The sequence below is a fragment of the Acinetobacter portensis genome, assembly GCF_009372215.1.
GTDB classification, from domain to species: domain Bacteria; phylum Pseudomonadota; class Gammaproteobacteria; order Pseudomonadales; family Moraxellaceae; genus Acinetobacter; species Acinetobacter portensis.
On record NZ_LWRV01000108.1, the window covers coordinates 1 to 18,054 of the forward strand.

18 protein-coding genes are annotated in these 18,054 nt (G+C 35.5%); 8 read left to right on the top strand and 10 right to left on the bottom strand.

Features of this window, described 5'->3' with window-relative positions; all coding sequences use genetic code 11:
• Positions 1-180: hypothetical protein (locus A6M14_RS14185; protein WP_206669624.1), on the bottom strand; the 180-nt coding region annotated here is incomplete at its 3' end.
• 870 nt (positions 181-1,050) lie between these two features.
• Here A6M14_RS14185 and nfsB point away from each other — a divergent pair.
• Both nfsB and A6M14_RS12935 read left to right on the top strand, forming a co-directional pair.
• A complete protein-coding gene (nfsB, locus tag A6M14_RS12930; protein ID WP_152875592.1) occupies positions 1,051-1,704 on the top strand; it encodes an oxygen-insensitive NAD(P)H nitroreductase in 654 nt (217 codons plus the stop codon).
• 98 nt (positions 1,705-1,802) lie between these two features.
• On the top strand, positions 1,803-2,027 hold the full coding sequence (locus A6M14_RS12935) for a hypothetical protein (protein WP_152875593.1): 225 nt from the start codon (positions 1,803-1,805) through the stop codon (positions 2,025-2,027).
• Here the strand turns inward: A6M14_RS12935 and A6M14_RS12940 are convergent.
• The 4 genes from A6M14_RS12940 to A6M14_RS12955 all read right to left on the bottom strand — a co-directional run bounded on the left by A6M14_RS12940 (position 1,990) and on the right by A6M14_RS12955 (position 5,699).
• On the bottom strand, positions 1,990-2,841 hold the full coding sequence (locus tag A6M14_RS12940; protein WP_152875595.1) for a DMT family transporter: 852 nt from the start codon (positions 2,839-2,841) through the stop codon (positions 1,990-1,992). The two genes, A6M14_RS12935 and A6M14_RS12940, sit on opposite strands and share 38 nt — an antisense overlap.
• Positions 2,842-2,939: 98 nt before the next feature.
• A complete protein-coding gene (fba, locus tag A6M14_RS12945) occupies positions 2,940-3,977 on the bottom strand; it encodes a class II fructose-bisphosphate aldolase (protein ID WP_152875597.1) in 1,038 nt (345 codons plus the stop codon).
• Between the two features lie 147 nt (positions 3,978-4,124).
• The gene (locus tag A6M14_RS12950; RefSeq protein WP_152875598.1) at positions 4,125-4,379 is read right to left on the bottom strand and encodes a hypothetical protein; all 255 of its coding nucleotides are present in this window, start codon (positions 4,377-4,379) and stop codon (positions 4,125-4,127) included.
• Positions 4,380-4,511: 132 nt separating this feature from the next.
• A complete protein-coding gene (locus A6M14_RS12955; RefSeq protein ID WP_152875600.1) occupies positions 4,512-5,699 on the bottom strand; it encodes a phosphoglycerate kinase in 1,188 nt (395 codons plus the stop codon).
• A 140-nt stretch (positions 5,700-5,839) separates the two neighbouring features.
• Here A6M14_RS12955 and A6M14_RS12960 point away from each other — a divergent pair, with 140 nt between their 5' ends.
• Positions 5,840-6,223 (top strand): DUF2237 family protein, encoded by a 384-nt coding sequence (locus A6M14_RS12960; protein WP_152875602.1) that lies wholly within the window; start codon positions 5,840-5,842, stop codon positions 6,221-6,223.
• Positions 6,223-6,816: a Maf family protein gene (locus A6M14_RS12965; RefSeq protein ID WP_152875603.1), complete on the top strand. Its 594-nt coding sequence runs from the start codon at positions 6,223-6,225 to the stop codon at positions 6,814-6,816. The genes A6M14_RS12960 and A6M14_RS12965 overlap by 1 nt, the downstream gene beginning before the upstream one ends.
• Before the next feature lie 110 nt (positions 6,817-6,926).
• Here the strand turns inward: A6M14_RS12965 and A6M14_RS12970 are convergent, their stop codons facing one another.
• Positions 6,927-9,032, bottom strand: a complete 2,106-nt coding sequence (locus A6M14_RS12970; protein WP_152875605.1) for a TonB-dependent receptor family protein — start codon at positions 9,030-9,032, stop codon at positions 6,927-6,929.
• Positions 9,033-9,310: 278 nt separating this feature from the next.
• On the opposite strand from A6M14_RS12970, the gene A6M14_RS12975 reads away from it, so the two are divergent.
• The 3 genes from A6M14_RS12975 (at position 9,311) to A6M14_RS12985 (ending at position 12,872) form a co-directional block, all read left to right on the top strand.
• A complete protein-coding gene (locus tag A6M14_RS12975) occupies positions 9,311-10,471 on the top strand; it encodes a ribosomal protein uL16 3-hydroxylase (protein ID WP_152875607.1) in 1,161 nt (386 codons plus the stop codon).
• A gap of 164 nt (positions 10,472-10,635) precedes the next feature.
• Positions 10,636-12,306: an FMN-binding glutamate synthase family protein gene (locus A6M14_RS12980; protein WP_163124050.1), complete on the top strand. Its 1,671-nt coding sequence runs from the start codon at positions 10,636-10,638 to the stop codon at positions 12,304-12,306.
• A 134-nt stretch (positions 12,307-12,440) separates the two neighbouring features.
• Complete coding sequence (locus A6M14_RS12985) at positions 12,441-12,872, top strand: VOC family protein (protein WP_152875609.1); 432 nt, start codon at positions 12,441-12,443, stop codon at positions 12,870-12,872.
• Between the two features lie 78 nt (positions 12,873-12,950).
• On the opposite strand, the gene A6M14_RS12990 is transcribed toward A6M14_RS12985, so the two are convergent.
• The 4 genes from A6M14_RS12990 to A6M14_RS13005 are packed head-to-tail and all read right to left on the bottom strand — an operon-like array spanning position 12,951 to position 16,695.
• A complete protein-coding gene (locus A6M14_RS12990) occupies positions 12,951-13,994 on the bottom strand; it encodes an alpha/beta hydrolase (RefSeq protein WP_152875610.1) in 1,044 nt (347 codons plus the stop codon).
• Positions 13,994-15,118: a YdcF family protein gene (locus tag A6M14_RS12995; protein ID WP_152875612.1), complete on the bottom strand. Its 1,125-nt coding sequence runs from the start codon at positions 15,116-15,118 to the stop codon at positions 13,994-13,996. The genes A6M14_RS12990 and A6M14_RS12995 overlap by 1 nt, the downstream gene beginning before the upstream one ends.
• Before the next feature lie 3 nt (positions 15,119-15,121).
• Positions 15,122-16,174 carry a UDP-N-acetylmuramate dehydrogenase gene (gene murB, locus A6M14_RS13000; RefSeq protein ID WP_152875614.1) on the bottom strand — a complete coding sequence of 351 codons (1,053 nt, stop codon included), beginning with the start codon at positions 16,172-16,174 and terminating at the stop codon, positions 15,122-15,124.
• An 11-nt stretch (positions 16,175-16,185) separates the two neighbouring features.
• Complete coding sequence (locus A6M14_RS13005) at positions 16,186-16,695, bottom strand: low molecular weight protein-tyrosine-phosphatase (RefSeq protein ID WP_152875616.1); 510 nt, start codon at positions 16,693-16,695, stop codon at positions 16,186-16,188.
• 587 nt (positions 16,696-17,282) lie between these two features.
• Between A6M14_RS13005 and A6M14_RS13010 the strand changes: the two genes are divergently transcribed.
• Complete coding sequence (locus A6M14_RS13010; protein WP_152875618.1) at positions 17,283-18,032, top strand: OmpW/AlkL family protein; 750 nt, start codon at positions 17,283-17,285, stop codon at positions 18,030-18,032.
• Positions 18,033-18,054 lie beyond the last annotated feature (22 nt).

Genomic DNA, 18,054 nt, shown 5'->3' on the forward strand with positions numbered 1-18,054 from the left:
CGCCAAATCAAATAGCAGAGAACTTTTATCGGTTAGCTGCCTAGCATATCCCAAGTGAAAGTCTCCTGCTAATTCAGCACATATCATAATTAACAAAGGTGCCGCCCACGTTTTTTGCCCAAATACGGCTAAAAACAGAAGCGATACATAAAATGATGCTGTAAAGAAAATATAAGGCACACGATACTCCCCATCACTGAGGCGGAATATGACCAAGTGAGATAAACAATCACGTTATCAAAATGATAAAATGATTATTTTCATTAAAGTATAAGCTTTTATTGGACTTAAGCCATCTCATTGCAAGACAGCATCCTTTGTGGAGTCTGTTGCGTTTAGATGGATAAATCTGTGTTATTAAAACACCTACAACTTTGACAACTTCCCACAGAGGGTCTCCGCTTTTAAAAATTCGAAGGCAGTATATTTAAAAAAAAAATTAATTCCTAGTTAAATTTTTAGTGAGAAATACAGTATTAGAAAAATCATAATTTTCTAATATAAAAATACAAATCATTCTTGAGCTCTTTCACTGGTACAAAAAAAACTCATATTTTCCCTGACCATATATATACGTAATATCTAAAATTAACCTTTTAATCTAATTTAAGAGTTGTATTTAATGTATTTTTCTCACAATAATATTACAGTTCAAATTTAAATCAGTTTTTTCACATAGGCAAAACCAACGAATAAAAAGCTCCTCACTCAGACTCAAATCTAAACTTTAATTGCTCTCTTTTTTAATCCTTATAGGCGATTAAAAACTAAAAATCAATTCAAAATAACAATGATAAATGCAACTTTAAACACCTCTTATTTTTAAGAATTACTTAATAATTAAATTAATATTCTGAGGTCATACAATTAAGATCCCCATAACTTAATCTCAACTAAAGTACATTTTTCTTGTTTTTATAATTCTAATATTTTAAATTTCAGCTCTGTGACATATAGACATAGAAATATATACAACAGTAATTCTTCTACTATTACTTCCAAAATGATATTGCGTAAAATATGAAATATTACACAAGAGGATTCAACTCCATGGATTTGTTAAACGTTTCAAAAACTCGATATGCAACAAAAGCATACGATTCAAGCAAAAAAATCTCTCAAGAACAATTTGAACGTTTATTAGAAATTTTACGTTTTGCACCATCTTCAATCAATATTCAGCCTTGGCACTATTTTATTGCAGACAACATAGCTGCAAAACAGCGTATTGCCAAAGCACTCATTGGTAAATACGCCTATAACGCACCCAAAGTACTAGATTCTTCACATACTATTTTATTCTGTACAAAAGCAGACATTACAAAAGAACACCTAGCAAACCTACTTAATCGTGATGATTTAAGCGGTCGCTTTAAAGATGAAACCGCGAAACAAGCCCAGAAAGATGCTCGTACAGGATATGTAGACTATTACCGTAATGAAAAAGGTGATATTCAACGTTGGGCAGAAAACCAAACATTTATTGCGCTTGGGCAGATGCTACTTACAGCAGGTATTGAAAACCTAGATGCAACGCCAATTGGCGGTTTCGATGAAGCAATCATTTCCGAAGAACTAGGCTTAGCAGAAAAAGGTTTAGTTCCTTCTGTCATTATGACTTTAGGTTTCCATAGCGAAAATGACTTTAATGCAAAGTTGCCAAAATCACGTTTAAGTGCTGAAGAAATTTTCACTCATCTTTAAATAGAATCTAAAAAATAAAAAATAGGGACTTCATGTCCCTATTTTTTGGCATAGCTGTTGCTTATTTTTTATACAAAATAAAAAACTGGAGAATAAATATGGCTCTTGCACTTATGCCTTTAAAATTTGAATGTTCTGCATGTCAGCATCAGTATTATCAACATTACAAAGATTCTGAGCTGCATTATCCCAACTGCCCTCATTGCCATAAAAATGGCTTACTTATGGGTACAGCAGAACCAGATGACTTACTGAAACATCCTTATGATTTAGTCTGTAGTATTTTTAAATCATTGAATAAGCCAAGCAAGCAACACTTGTAATAGCTAGAACTAAACCAATACCTGAAGCGGTTTTTAATCTCTCTTTAAAGAAGATTAAACCGCTTAAAACACCAAACACGACAACAAGAATATTCATTCCTGCAAAAACCACAGCAGGACTATCTTTTAACAACATGTGTGCTTTTACATACAATGCAATATTGGCAAAATTCATAAAACCCAGTAGTGCGCCAGCACCTATATTTTTAAATTGACCAATACTTTTAAATTTAATAAAAATATAACTTAAAGATAAGACAAACGCACAAATAAACATCAAATTTAAAGCCACAGAAAACTGCAAACCCAAACCTGTTGTGTATTTTAGCAATACATCTATTAAGGCATAACCCACCCAAACCAAAGCCAAATACACAATGCTTTGATTACTACCACTGCCTTTAGATTTATTTGAGAGTAAAATGAGTAATACTGCGAATATTCCTAAGACTATTCCCGCAATTTTTAAATTATTGAATTGTTCATTAAAAATAAAATACGCAGCTAAAAGCGATAAAACAACAGATAATCGCTGAGCAATTTCTGTTTTTAGAATACCTGCTGTTTGTAAGGATTTAGACAAAAATAAGAAAACACTCGGTAAAAGAATACCCAAAGCGATAATAAGTAACCACGGCGTTTTCACCAAAGAAATATGTTGTAAATCTGGCTTAAACCATAAAAAGCACAAAACACTCGCAATCGCATAATTCCAAGTGATCATTTGAATAGAGTCAAATCCCCTATTTTTCATAACTTTTAGAAAAATTGAGACAAAGACGCTACACAATGCAGCTGCAAGTATTAATTCCATATTTTCATCTACTTATGTTTTTGCTTATAGAATTCTTTTTGTTAAATAAAAGCCCACAATTTGTGGGCTTTTATTTTTATAAACACTTACTTTCGCAATTATTTATAGCGTTCAACCATTTTCTCTAAAGAAATTGGACGAATTTTGTCAGCATTGCCCGCAGTACCAAATGCTTCATAACGATCGATACAAATTTGTTTCATTGCATCAACAGTTGCAGAGAAGAATTTACGTGGGTCAAATTCGCTTGGTTTTTCAGCCATCATACGGCGCATAGCACCTGTAGACGCTAAACGTAAGTCTGTATCGATGTTGATTTTACGAACACCGTGTTTGATTGCGTCAACCAATTGCTCAACAGGAACACCGTAAGTTTCACCGATATTACCGCCAAATTCATTGATTACAGCTAACCATTCTTGAGGAACAGAGCTTGAACCGTGCATTACAAGATGCGTATTTGGTAACGCAGCATGAATTTCTTTAATACGGTCAATCGCTAAGATATCGCCTGTAGGTGGACGAGTGAACTTGTAAGCACCATGTGAAGTACCTACAGCAATCGCCAATGCATCTACATTTGTATCTGCAACGAAGCTACGTGCTTCTTCAACAGAAGTAAGAAGTTGAGAATGATCTAGAACGCCTTCTGCGCCTACGCCATCTTCTTCACCAGCCATACCAGTTTCAAGGCTACCTAAGCAACCAATTTCACCTTCAACCGACACACCACAAGCATGCGCCATTTGAACTGTACGACGAGTTACATCTACGTTGTATTCGTAACTTGTTGGTGTTTTACCATCTGCACCCAAAGAACCATCCATCATTACAGATGAAAAGCCCAATTGGATAGAACGCTGACATACATCAGGGTCTGTACCATGATCTTGGTGCATAACCACTGGAATATGCGGCCATTCTTCAATTGCAGCCAAAATTAGGTGACGTAAAAATGGTGCGCCTGCATACTTACGAGCACCGGCAGATGCTTGTACGATAACAGGTGAATTAGTTGCATCAGCAGCTAACATAATTGCACGCATTTGTTCTAAGTTGTTTACGTTAAATGCTGGTACGCCGTAAGCATGTTCGCCGGCGTGATCCAAGAGCTGGCGCAATGAAATAAGAGCCATAATATCCTCCCAGGTAATGTCCCATATTCTACATTGGGATTTGTTTCAATTCAGCAACAATTCGTATCTTTTAAAAAAAAAGTCCTCATATCGTGAGGACTTTTACAAAAATAACCATAACTCGCCCTATTGAGCGAGTTTTATGGCTTATTTTTCTTCATGCGCTGTTGCAGCATCTGCAGGTGCATTTGCAATTTCAGCAGGAACATCTGTATTTTTCTCATCTAACACAGGTTTATCAATTGCATCAATTGCGGCTTGTTGTTCTGGTGTAGCTTGGGCAGACTCTGTAACTACTGCAGATGCATCGGCTTCTGATGCAGGTGCCTGTTCTTGTTTTGAACATGCTGCTAAAGTTAAAGATGTTGTTAATAATGCAGCCAATGCTAATTGTTGTTTCATCACACATACCTTATATCGAATGATTGAATTCATTAAAGGCATAATATGACAGTGATGTTGCATTTTTATGACGATTATCTAAACAAAAAAAGGCTGACCGAAGCCAACCTTTTTTTCACTTTGAATGAACGATTAAGCGCGTTCTAAAAGTGCAGCTACAGCAGGAAGTGTTTTACCTTCAACAAATTCAAGGAATGCACCGCCACCTGTAGAGATATAACCAATTTTATCAGCCACTTCGTATTTATCAATTGCTGCTAAAGTATCGCCACCACCTGCAATAGAGAAACCATTAGATTCTGCAATTGCCAATGAAAGTGCTTTTGTACCTTCGCCAAATTGATCAACCTCAAATACACCTACAGGACCATTCCAAAGGATTGTTTTTGAGTTTTTGATAATTTCTGCAAATGCTTTTGCTGTTTCAGGACCAACATCAAGAATCATGTCGTTGTCTGCTACATCTTCAACTTTTTTCACAACTGCTTTAGCCACAGCCAATGAACCTAAGAAATCTGCAAAATCAATTTCAGATGCATCTGCAACAACAACGTCTGTAGGAAGTGGTACAGAAACTTTTGCAGCAATTGCTTTTGCTGTGTCGATTAAATCATTTTCGCAAAGTGATTTACCAACATTGAAGCCCGCAGCTGCTAAGAATGTATTTGCAATACCACCACCTACGATAATTTGATCACAAATATCTGAAAGTGAAGTGAGTACATCTAACTTAGTTGAAACTTTAGAACCTGCAACAATGGCAACCATTGGCTTTTCAGGAGTTTTAAGCGCACGACCTAAAGCATCTAATTCTGTAGCAAGTAAAGGTCCTGCTGCTGCAACTTTAGCAAAACGTGCAACACCTTCAGTAGATGCTTCTGCACGATGCGCTGTACCAAATGCATCCATCACAAACACATCACAAAGCGCTGCATATTTTTGTGCAAGTTCAGGGTTGTTTTTCTTTTCACCCACATTGAAACGACAGTTTTCTAAAAGAACAACTTGTCCTGCTTCTACTTCTACACCATCTAGGTAATCTGTGAAAAGTTTAACGTCTTGCCCTAGAGCTTCTGTTAAGTAAGCAGCAACTGGTGCAAGAGATTGTTCAGCTTTTGGCTCACCTTCAACAGGACGACCAAGGTGAGAATAAACCATTACTGCTGCGCCTTTCGCTACGGCAGCTTTAATTGTTGGTAATGCTGCGCGTAAACGTGCATCACTTGTAATCACACCATTTTTAACAGGTACGTTTAAATCTTCACGGATTAAAACACGCTTGCCTGCTAAGTCGAGGTCAGTCATACGCTGAAAGTTCATGTATAGCTCACTGTATAGATATTAAATTCGCCAAGATTTTAAATGATTATGCAAAAAAATGCTTAGCTTCTTTTGCATAAAAGATGTAGAAAGCCAAACTTTTGATTATGATAGGACAAGGTCACTACTAAAATGCACTTATGTCTATTCATCCAGACCCAAATATCAATCGTTTAAATGTTCTTGGCGAGCCACTTTCAAGTTGTTGCTTCGATCCAATTACTGGATATTTCCGCAATGGCTTTTGTCACACAGCCACAACAGACTTAGGTCAACATACTGTTTGTGCGCAAATGACATCTGAATTTCTCAATTATTCTCAAAAAGTTGGTAACGATTTAATTACCCCTTTTCCTGAGGCAGGCTTTCCAGGTTTAAAACCAGGCGACTTTTGGTGTATTTGTGTGACCCGTTGGGTAGATGCCTACCAAGATGGTTGCGCACCCCCCATTAAAATTCAAGCATGTCACCAAGCGGCATTAGCTTATGTTCCGCTTGATGTTCTTATGGACTACGCAGTGTAATGAACAATATGCAACTTATTTTGGCTTCAAGTAGCCAAACTCGTAAAGAATTAATGGATCGTTTACGCATAGAATATCAATCTATTGTTCCCGATATTGATGAATCTCCACGTGGTGAAAACCATGCCGATGATTTAGCAATGCGCCTTGCTTTTGAAAAAGCAAAATTCATTTCAGATCAATATCCAGATGCAATTGTGATTGGTTCAGACCAAGTGGCTTGGCGTGAAGGTGCTCCTGATATTTTTATTGGAAAACCTTTAAGTAATGAAAAAGCCATTAAACAACTTCAAGCAAACTCTGACAAAATTGTATATTTCAGTACAGCTTTAAGCGTACAACAGAAATCTTCAGGCTTCGAAAGAACCTTAGTTGAACACTACAAAGTGAAATTTCGTAAACTTGGGCTTGCTGAAATTGAACGCTATGTAGAAGTAGAACAACCTTTACATTGTGCAGGTAGTTTTAAGTGTGAAAGCTTGGGAATTAGCCTGTTTGAAGAAATGATTGGTCAAGACCAAACGACGCTCATGGGCATGCCAATGATTAAACTATGTGGAATATTACGTGAATTAAATATTCAAGTTCCCTAATGATGTATTCATTATAATAGGGTTTAAAACATTAGAGCTTCCGAATAAAGCTTGTGTTTTAAACCCTAAATTTTCTATCAAAAATCAAACATATAATTCAAATTACAAAATTAAAAATCATATGATGTTTGCAAATAATACGTTCGTGATGGACCTACGTACATACCACCAGTCTGATCTGCTGAACGCGTATAAAATTCACGGTCAAATAAATTCTTAACGCCTACACCAACTTTCAAACCTTTTAAGCTTGTATCTGAAAAATCATAGGCTGCACGGATACCTGCTACACCATAACCTGAAATATTTCCATAGCGTCCTGTATCATCATTTTTACCTGAAGCAGTTTGACCCGATTGGAAATACATATTGGTATTTAATGTCCAATGATTAATCTTATAATCGAGACCTAAATTACCCATCCAGTTCGAATAAAAGTCTAAATCTTTTCCTGCATTTTCTCCTGCAGATGCTGTTGCTTTTGTATATGTCGCATTTGCATACATCGATACATTTTCTAAAGCATCATTGAGACCAGCAAAATTATATTTAAAACCTAATTCTGCACCTTTATGCTTGGTTGCACCTAAATTTGAATAGGTTTGTGTCGCATCATTTCGTTTTAATTCATCTGCAAAATCAATGTAGAAAAACGTGAATTCTAAAGATAAATAATCATCTAAATAATGCGTTCCAATTTCATAGTTATCGGCTTTTTCAGGCTGTAAACCATTCATAGTGAGAAAGGCACCATTTTTATCATTATTTACCATTTGGCTATATTGAAACGGTGCAAAAGATTTTCCGTAATTGGCAAATACATTCCATTGATCATTTGCTTTATACATCACAGAAAAACTTGGCAATACAGAATCATATGACTTAGCTGCATGAACGCCATTCATAACCGAATAATCTTTATTCAGTTTGTACATATTCTCAGTGGTTTTGATTTTTTCAAAACGTACACCTGGGGTAAATGACCATGCACCAATATCTGTACGGTTATCTACATAAAATGCATGTGCATCTGTTTTACCGTCAGCTTTAGTCCAACCAAAACTTTCCGCAGGTCCTGAAATAGAATCGTAATTTGCACGATCTACCGCCTCTTCACTGGTTTCATGTAAATAACGATAACCTACAGATACTTCATTTTGAGATTGACCAAGTTGATAAGCATGTGAATAGCGAGGCTCAATTGCGGTAACTTTATAATTACGCGGAGCAGTTTGATAAAGTTCAGATCCACTTCTTTCCATGCCTGCATCTCGGAAAGTATCTGTGTGATAAGCTAAAACTTCAAAAGCATTGTCATCTTTTTTATAACTATATTTAATAGAACCATCTGTTCGATGTCCTTTCATATAATCATCATTACGCAAAGATTGATATGGGTTTTGAGCATATTGCGATGGCATTAAACCACCTGGCATATCTACATCGGCATCATAACGATGTATATTTGCTTCGATTTTTTCATAATCATTAAAGTCATACGCTGCCTTTAAGCGAATATCATTAATTTTAGATTTGTCGTTGCTATCACGAAAACCTTCGCCATTTGCACCCGAGTAAAGTAAAGCCAAACCTAAGCCTTGTTCTGTTGTTCCGCCTATAAATAAGTTTGGATTAAATTTCACGTTACCGTTTTTTGCAATTTCTGTCGTCATATCAACAGTACCTGCAAAATCTTTAGGAATAGCGCGAGTATTAAAGTTCATAATACCGCCTACATTTTGCGGCCCAAAGCGTACAGAACCTGCACCACGTACTACATCTATAGATTCAATATTACCTAAGGTTGTTGGCGCTAGTGATAATTGGGACTGACCATAAGGTGCAAATGCCAAAGGAACACCATCGACCATAATTTGTGAACGTGGTGAAAATCTGGAGGTTAAACCACGAACACCGATACTCAATGATGCATCACTTCCCGCTGTTCCTGCATTTTCAGGTGCTTGCACACCCGGAATTTGACGTAAAGCTTCTTTAACCGACGTTGTACCCTTCGCATCTAATTCTTGTTTATTTAAGATCGTACGTGCGCCTGCATGATTAAGAACTTTATTTGCATTGGCATCTTCAAGCCAATTGCCCGTCGCTTGAAGTGTAATTGGTGCAAGTATATTGGTATTGTTGTCTGCTGCATAAATTGATGTTGATAATAAACAAATTGTTAATATTGAAAGTCTAAATTGTCGTGGTTTCATGATATTCCCTAATGGATGAATACATTTGAATCTGTGAGAAATAATGCATTTTTAATAAAAGAATGTATGATATATAAATATATTAGTAAATGAGAATTATTTACACAAACTGAACAATGTAGAACCCGCTAAATTTATCTCCTATTATTTATTACCCTATTTTTAACGTAGATGAACATAACAATTTTGAAAGAATAAAAATCATATCTTCAATGCATTGAACTTGCGCTTATATAGAACTCAAGGGACAATATAGAAAATTTTATGTAGTTATCTTTATGTCCCAAACTCTTGATATTTTAGGTGGAATTACCGCTGAACAATTTCTTGCCGAATATTGGCAAAAAAAACCGCTCCTTGTTCGTAATGCAATGCCTGAAATTGCAAGTCTTTTAGAGCCAAAAGATGTTATGGAGCTTGCATTAGACGAAAATGTCACAGCTCGTTTAATTAAGCAAAAAGACCGCGATCCAAATCAATGGTCGGTAAAATCATCTCCACTATTAAAAGCAGATTTTCAAAAGATGCCTAAGCTTTGGACTTTGTTGGTTCAAGCGGTAGATCATTATTCTTTTGACCTTGCAGAACTTTGGAAGAAATTTCCATTTATTCCACAATGGCGCCGTGATGACATCATGGTGTCTTATGCACCTAAAGGCGGTTCTGTAGGTAAGCACTTCGATTTTTACGATGTGTTTCTAGTGCAAGGTTATGGACATCGTCGTTGGCAGTTGGGGCAAATGTGTGATGCTGAAACTGATTTTGTTGCAGGACAACCGCTTAAATTATTAGCTGAAATGGATATTCACTTTGATGAAGTTTTAGCACCAGGCGATTTACTGTATGTACCACCGGGTTTGTCACATTATGGCGTTGCTGAAGATGACTGTTTAACCTTCTCTTTTGGTTTCCGTATGCCAAATGTCAGCGATATGATGGATCGTGTGGGCGATAAATTTTCTGAAAATGAACTTCTACGCAATCCATTAATAGATATTATTCGTGACCAAGTCGGTTCTATTGGTGAGGTGAGCAGTAACGAATTAGAATATCTTAAAGATAAAATTATGGAGCAACTTCAAAACTCAAATGTACTTGAAGATGCAATTATGACTTTAATGTCTGAACCTAAATATCCTGAAAATATTCCTGAAGCTGAAGAAATTGGCGCAGGCGATTTAGAAGAAGCATTAAAAGAAGGCTACAAACTTTGTTTAGAACCCTCTTCTCGCCTACTTTATACAGAACAAGATGATGATGTTTTATTCTGGGCAAATGGCGAAGGAGTTTGTGTTTCTGAAGCATTCACAGAGCATTTAAAACAATTGGCAGATGGACAAATTGTCAATTTGAACCAAGATTTATATGATGCAGACATTTTAGAAGATATCGCTCAATTACTGAATGATTCCATTCTTATGCTTGTACCTGCTGAATAAAGCTACAATCGAGTCTAGCTAACAACCTTGACTAGACTCGATTTATTTATTGATATTTCAACTACATATCTTATTAAGCTTATCTACAAAGTGACAAATGAGCACTTGAAAATTATGTCGAAAAGTTGCAGTGTTAGCACATATTTAATTTTTCGGATTAAAAAGTGTCCAGCCTATCTCAAAGCATAAGACATAAGTTTTTAAATACTTTTTTCTCAAGACACTCGGTTTGGTTTGTCAGCATTATTATTGCTGTCTCAATTACGTGGTTAAGAGTATTCTCTGAAGTTCATTATTTACACTATTTCTTCTCAGATACTGTATTAAATACCATTTGGCTGAGTACCATCGCACTCAGTCTTTTAGGTGTATATGACATTCTACAAAAGCGTCATGCAATTCTAAAAAACTACCCAATTATGGGACATTTTCGTTATTTATTTGAAGATTTTCGCCCTGAAATTCGTCAATATTTCATCGAATCTGATCAAGATGCATTACCATTTTCACGTATGCAACGTAGCTTGGTTTATCAACGTTCAAAAAATGAAAATGCAGATAAACCTTTTGGCTCGATCATCAATGTATATCAGCAAGATTATCGCTTTATTATGCATTCAATGTCGCCATGTAAACCTGCCGATCCATCAACATTCCGAATTTCTATTGGTAATGAGCAATGTACACAACCGTATAGCTCATCAATCATGAATATTTCAGCAATGAGTTTTGGTAGTTTAAGTGCCAATGCCATTCGTGCTTTAAACAAAGGCGCTAAACTTGGTAATTTCTACCACGACACAGGTGAAGGCAGTATTAGTCCTTATCATCTAGAAAATAATGGCGATATTGTTTGGGAACTTGGCAGTGGTTACTTTGGTTGCCGTACCATTGATGGTCAATTTTCTCCTGAAATGTTTGCAAAACAGGCACAACTACCACAAGTTAAAATGATCGAGATTAAACTCTCTCAAGGTGCAAAACCTGGTCATGGTGGTATTTTACCTAAAGATAAGATTTCAGAAGAAATTGCACAAATTCGTGGAATCAGCCGTGAAGAAGATTGTATTTCACCATCAAATCACTCTGCATTTTCAAACCCAATTGAGTTGATGCATTTTATTCAGCAATTACGTGAATTGTCGAATGGTAAACCTGTCGGCTTTAAGCTCTGTATTGGTCAACCTTGGCAATTTATGGCAATTGTTAAAGCCATGCTTGAAACGAAAATTGTCCCTGACTTTATTGTGGTAGATGGTTCTGAAGGTGGTACTGGTGCTGCACCTATCGAATTAATTGACAATATGGGTGTCCCTTTGCGTGAAGGTTTACGCTTAGTTCACAACACATTAATTGGTGCGGGTTTGAGAAAACAAGTGAAAATTGGTGCAAGCGGCAAACTCATTAGTGCCTTTGATATCGCAAGTACTCTTGCAATTGGTGCAGACTGGGTAAACTCAGCTCGTGGCTTTATGTTTGCAGTTGGTTGTATTCAAGCGCAAAGCTGCCATACCAACCAATGCCCTGTAGGCGTTGCAACGCAAGATAAAGAACGTCAAAAAGCAATTCATGTTCCAACCAAAGCTGACCGTGTTTACAGCTTCCATAAGAACACCATGCGCGCTTTAGCTGAATTACTTGCATCTGCTGGCTTAGAGCACCCATCAGACATTAAACCGCATCATTTAGCACAGCGTGTAAATGATCGTGAAATTAACAACTATGGGCAGTTACACTTCTGGCTTAAAGAAGGTGAACTTCTAAATTGCGATCAATCAGAAACGGATAATTTCTATTACCGTATGTGGAAAGTTGCAGACGTGAATAAATTTTAAAATTGAGTATTGCAAATTAAAGAGGCTTCGGCCTCTTTTTTATTGTGTTGAATTTGGTAAACACTCTATTATTTTGATGAATTTTTCATCTAACATAAACTCATCAATATTCCATCTATTAGAGTTTTAAAATAATGAACAGAATTAATTTAATTTGCTTAGGTGTAAAAAACATTGAATTATCTTTAGCATTTTATAAAAATATAGGCTTTAAAACATACGAAACTCAAGCAAGCCCAGCAATTGTATTCTTTGATAATCAAGGATCAAAACTTGAACTTTATCCATTAGAACAATTAGCTAAAGATATTAATGCTGAAAATCCACCGCTTATCAGTCAAGGATTTAGTGGTATCACTTTTGCCTGCAATACAAAGTCTGAAAAAGAAGTCGATGATATTCTACAATTGGTTCAAACTCATGGCGGAACCATTGTAAAACCTGCTCAAAAAGTTTTTTGGGGTGGTTATAGTGGATATTTCAAAGATTTAGATGGTTATTATTGGGAAATTGCCTATTCAGCAGATTGGAAATTTGATGATCAAGATATGCTGATTATTGAATAAATAATTTATGCAAAATAAAAAGCTCAAGTCATCAACTTGAGCTTTTTAATGTTTAATCTAGTTTCATAGTGAAGTAAATTAATAATAAACTTTACTTTGCTTTGCATGTAAAAATGCAGGAATTAAACCCGTTAATGCAGCACGAATATCTGCACGTTCATTAATGAGTTGATGTGAACCCTCTTCCAACATCAGTAAAGTCTGTAATCGAAATTTATTACGAATAAACTCTATATTATATTTCCAATCGACCGTTTGATCTTGCGCACCTTGCGCTAGCCAAACAGGAATACGACAAGATGGTCGTTGCTCCATTTCTTGCATCCATTTAGACATGGCTAGAATCCAATCCATCCCCATCATTTTTGGCTGCAATGGATCTTTTAGTCGAATAAATCGTAAAAACTCAGGATTATGATTATTTCTACGGAAATGACGTGGCACTTGCTTTTTAATACGACGAATAATGCCTAAACCTACTGAATTATGCCACCAAGCAGATTTTGCAGGTCGAACCAATGGTGACAATAATAAAACTCGGTCTACATATGGATTTACACGACGCTGAGCAAAATCTAACACATGATGCATGAGTATAGCTGCACCCGTACTTTGCCCAATACCAAGCCAAGGTTTTGGTAATTGATCTGCTGTTTTCACATATTGATAAACGGCATGTAAAACATCTTGATAATGGTCAAAATCTTTAATGTTCGCTGGTGAACCATCGCTTAAACCATGACCTGGTAAGTCGAATGTAATTACACTAAAACCCTGATCTATCAACTCTTTAATAATGGGTTGATAAATACCGCTATGTTCTAAATAGCCATGTAAAAGAAATACCGTACCTTGAATTTCACTATAGCGCGATGATTTTAAATTGGGTTGAAAAACCTGAACATGCAATTTAAACAATGGAATTTCCACATAACCTTGCCAATGTTCACAATCTAAAAGGTCAAAACCATATAATTTTCGATATGCTTGAAGTTCTGCATTTGGTGAAAATTGGCGATTTAAATTTAAAGCATTTAGTTGATGAGGCGTTGTCTCTCGACTAGGTACAGGTAAATCTAATAATTTTAGTTCATTCGGATTTGAAAATGGAATTTCAGGCATTATGGAACTTCCCTGCAATCACTTGATCCCAAGAAAACATCTCGAATAGATGCAAGCATTTCATAATTTGCTCTACGACTATGATCATAATTTTTAACACTAGGGCGCCATTGTGTTAGTTGAGTGGGCATCGGTGCTTCCACAGGAATCGTTTCAATCCCATTTAAGGCAAATAAGCGTCGTGTTCGTGGCATATGGTATTCATCCGTCACTAAAATAACGGTTGGAGCACCACCTTTTTTTTGTAAAAGTAGTGAACTAAAACGAGTATTTTCACAAGTATTCATACTTCTATCTTCTAATAATTTTGCATCAATTCCACGATCTTTCAGCCATGCTTGCATATAAGGTGCTTCTACACCGCTAAGAACAATTGGGAGTTGATATTGCTTTTCTATTTCTAAGGTTTTTTCTAATCTTAGTCTTGTGTAATCATTCACAACAATGGTTTTAGCATCTTTATCAAAAGTTAAACCACCACCTAAAACCACAATAGCATAAGGTTTTGACTTCTCTACGCTACTTTGAACGGTATTTTGATCCTGAATATGTTGAACATCTTGCAAAGTTTCTGTATTCACAGGTTCTATTATGGGTTCGACAATTTCATGCGTTAAAAGAAAATGAATATATTTATCCATCCTTTCTTTATTATCAGCATTGTTTAACTCTAATAATTCACGTACAGCTTGCGTAGATTCCGTTTGAACTTCAGAGCTTGCAGAAACCTCTAGCAAAGGAATAGATGGCTTAATGGGTTCATTATTTTGCTCTTTTTGTTGTTCTTCAATAATTGAGTTCTGCAAAAGTTTATAACGTGTTTGAATGGTGCTTAAATCTGTCATTTGACTTTTATTAAGCTCTTTTTCCATGACTTTTAAATATGCTTGGCGTGCAATCCACAAATCTGAACCCGGCTCTAAAGTATCATTTTCACTTAAAGATGCCATTTTCTGACTTTCAGCAGCCAATTCATTTACCTCTACAGGCACAAATGTATTCAAAGCTTTAACCACCAACTTTGAATAATAAGGTGAATAAACAAAAAGCATTAGACAACCTAAAAATACAAATAACAACGATGCTATTTGTACCAATTTGACCATTAAATGCTTTCTAGCCATATACTATCCTGTATGTTCTGTAATGACATGGTGTGTTCGAATTAAGCCTAATTCGTTATATAGAACAGGCTCAGGCTCTAAAGATACACCAAATTTAGCATAAACATCATGTTGTACAGCTTTATAGGTATTTTGAACATCTTCTAAGTTCGCATTTGCATAATTCACCAAAACCAAAGCTTGTTTTTGGAACATACCTACAACACCTAGCTTTTTACCTTTCCAACCCGATTGATCAATCAACCAACCTGCCGCAATTTTAACTTGGTTATTTGGTTGCGGATAATGCGGTAAGTTTGGAAATTTTTCAGCCAATTGAAGATAAATAGAATAATCTACAACAGGATTTTTAAAAAAGCTTCCGACATTTGGAAATTCTTTCGGATCTGGCAATTTCGCTTTACGAATTTGAATGACTTGGTTTTGTAAATTTAACGCAGTTTGGTCTTCAGCTACTGCATTTTTAAGATCACCATAATTTAATTTTAATTGAGGCTGTTTTAAAAGCTTAAATTCCACACTCACAATTATATATTTGTTTGGGTCATCTTTAAAAATACTATGACGATATGAAAAATGACAATCTGCACCTAAAATCGAACGAAATTCTTTTGAATAGCGATCATAAACCTGCACAGAATTTATAAATTCACCTGCTTCTACGCCATATGCACCAATATTTTGTACTGGGGATGCACCCACCAAACCAGGAATCAGCGCTAGATTTTGTAAACCATATAAGTTTTGCGATGTCGTCCATAAAACAAAATCATGCCAAACTTGACCTGCACCGACACGTATCGTTTTAGATTCTGCATCTTCTGTAATATCTTCAAAACCTTGAATATCCATATGAATAACAAGTGCATTTATTTCTTTGGGCAATAACATATTACTACCGCCCGATAGAACCATCACGTTCAGTTGATTTTCTTCTGCAAATGCCAAAGCTTCAATAAGCTCATTTTGCGACTGAACTTTCATGTAGTGCGATGTAATGACATCCAAACTTAATGTATTAAAAGGTTTAAGTTGAATTTGTGTTTGAATATTCATGTCTTGAAACCTTATACAGCTAATTCATTTTTAAAAATATTTACCCAAGCTCTGCTGCTCGATTCACATTGATCAAGCACTCGCTCGAAGCCATTTGCACCGCCATAATATGGATCTGGTAATGCTTGCTGCTTATAGATTTCATCATGCTCGCTCATTAATGCGATTTTTGCACGAAGTTTATTTTTACCAAATTTTAATTCAGCTTGATGCTGAAGCGTTTGAATATTGTCAAAGTTTTCATTATCCATCGCCAGAATCAAATCGAATTCGATAAAATCTTGCACATTTAATTGTCTTGCTCTTAAAGATGATAAATCATAACCACGTTTTAATGCATGTTTCTGACTTCGTTCATCGGGAGCTTTATTCGGATGATAATTACTTGTACCCGCAGAATCGACCCTGATATTTAAATGTTGTTGTTCGCAAAAGTATCTAAGAACTACCTCTGCCGTAGGAGAGCGACAGATATTTCCCAAACAGACACATAACACCTTATATGGCGTTTTGGACGACATAACAACCTCAACGAAACATTTATTTCAATCGTCTTATGTTAAGTGATTTAGAGGCTTAATCCTATATAGAATATAGAGAATAATGTTGATTTTGGTATTATTTTTCATAATAAAATAATGATGATTTTATTCTAAACAGTATATTTTTATAAAAACTTATTTTGAAATAAACTACTTTAATAACGAAAGTAATTTTAAGCGACCACATAGAAATATTATATTTTGGAATGAAAGTTACACGCAAAAAATTGAAATTAACGTTACTTATTTTACTTAGACGACTTATTAAAAATACTTAATAGATTCTTATTCTTATTTATAAATTACAAATACATAACACAACTGCGCAAAATTTAATCGAATAATTACTCTAAAACAAAACAGCATAATAACAATAACTTATATCAATATATGAATTTATAATAAATGATATACATCTGTTTTTATAAGATTTTTCATCAGGCTTGTTTTCTTAAAATACTCATTATTATGTAATTTTTATTAACTTAACATTCAAATTCAAAATTAAATACATACACTGCGCATTAGATTCAAAATCATCTTCTACTTCTATTAAGGGAATATATATGAAGACTTCAATTAAAACGATTCTTCCAATCGCACTTTTAGGTTTAACTGCTGTAACTGCAACTCATGCTGAAACTTCAGATGGCAAAACATTTGGTGTTTCTGCAGGTTGGTTACATGTAATGCCTCAAAGCTCTGAACAAGGTGTTAACAATCAGCTTGGTAACAATTGGAATATGACAGATAATGCAGGCTTTAAAGTAAAAGATGCAGATACTGCTGGTTTAGCTTTTGATTACTTTGTAAATGACAATGTATCATTAGAAATGGTTTTGGGTGCACCACCTAAAATGAAACTATCTGGTGTTGGACGAGTAAACTTAATCGGTAATCTTGGTGTTGAATTAGGTGGCTATGACAACATTGCTACTACTCGTGCATACACGCCTACTGTCTTAGCAAAATACCAATTTGGCACAGTTAACAGCAAAATCCGCCCTTACCTTGGTGGTGGTTTGATGTATGCACATTTCAGCGATATTAAAACTGATCCAAACATTGCTATGCCAATGGGTGCAACAATTGGTAATGTCTCTGTAGATGATGCTATTGCGCCTGTAGTTGTTGCTGGTGTTGATTACAATATCAATAAAGAATGGTTTGCTACAGCATCTGTTTCATATGCTCATCTTTCTACTGATGCAACACTAACAATTAATTCTTCTACTGGCAGCAAACTCGTTACAGGTAAAAGTGAAATTGAAATCAATCCAATCATAACTTACGTTGGTCTTGGTTACCGTTTCTAATCTTTAACTAGATTATAAATGT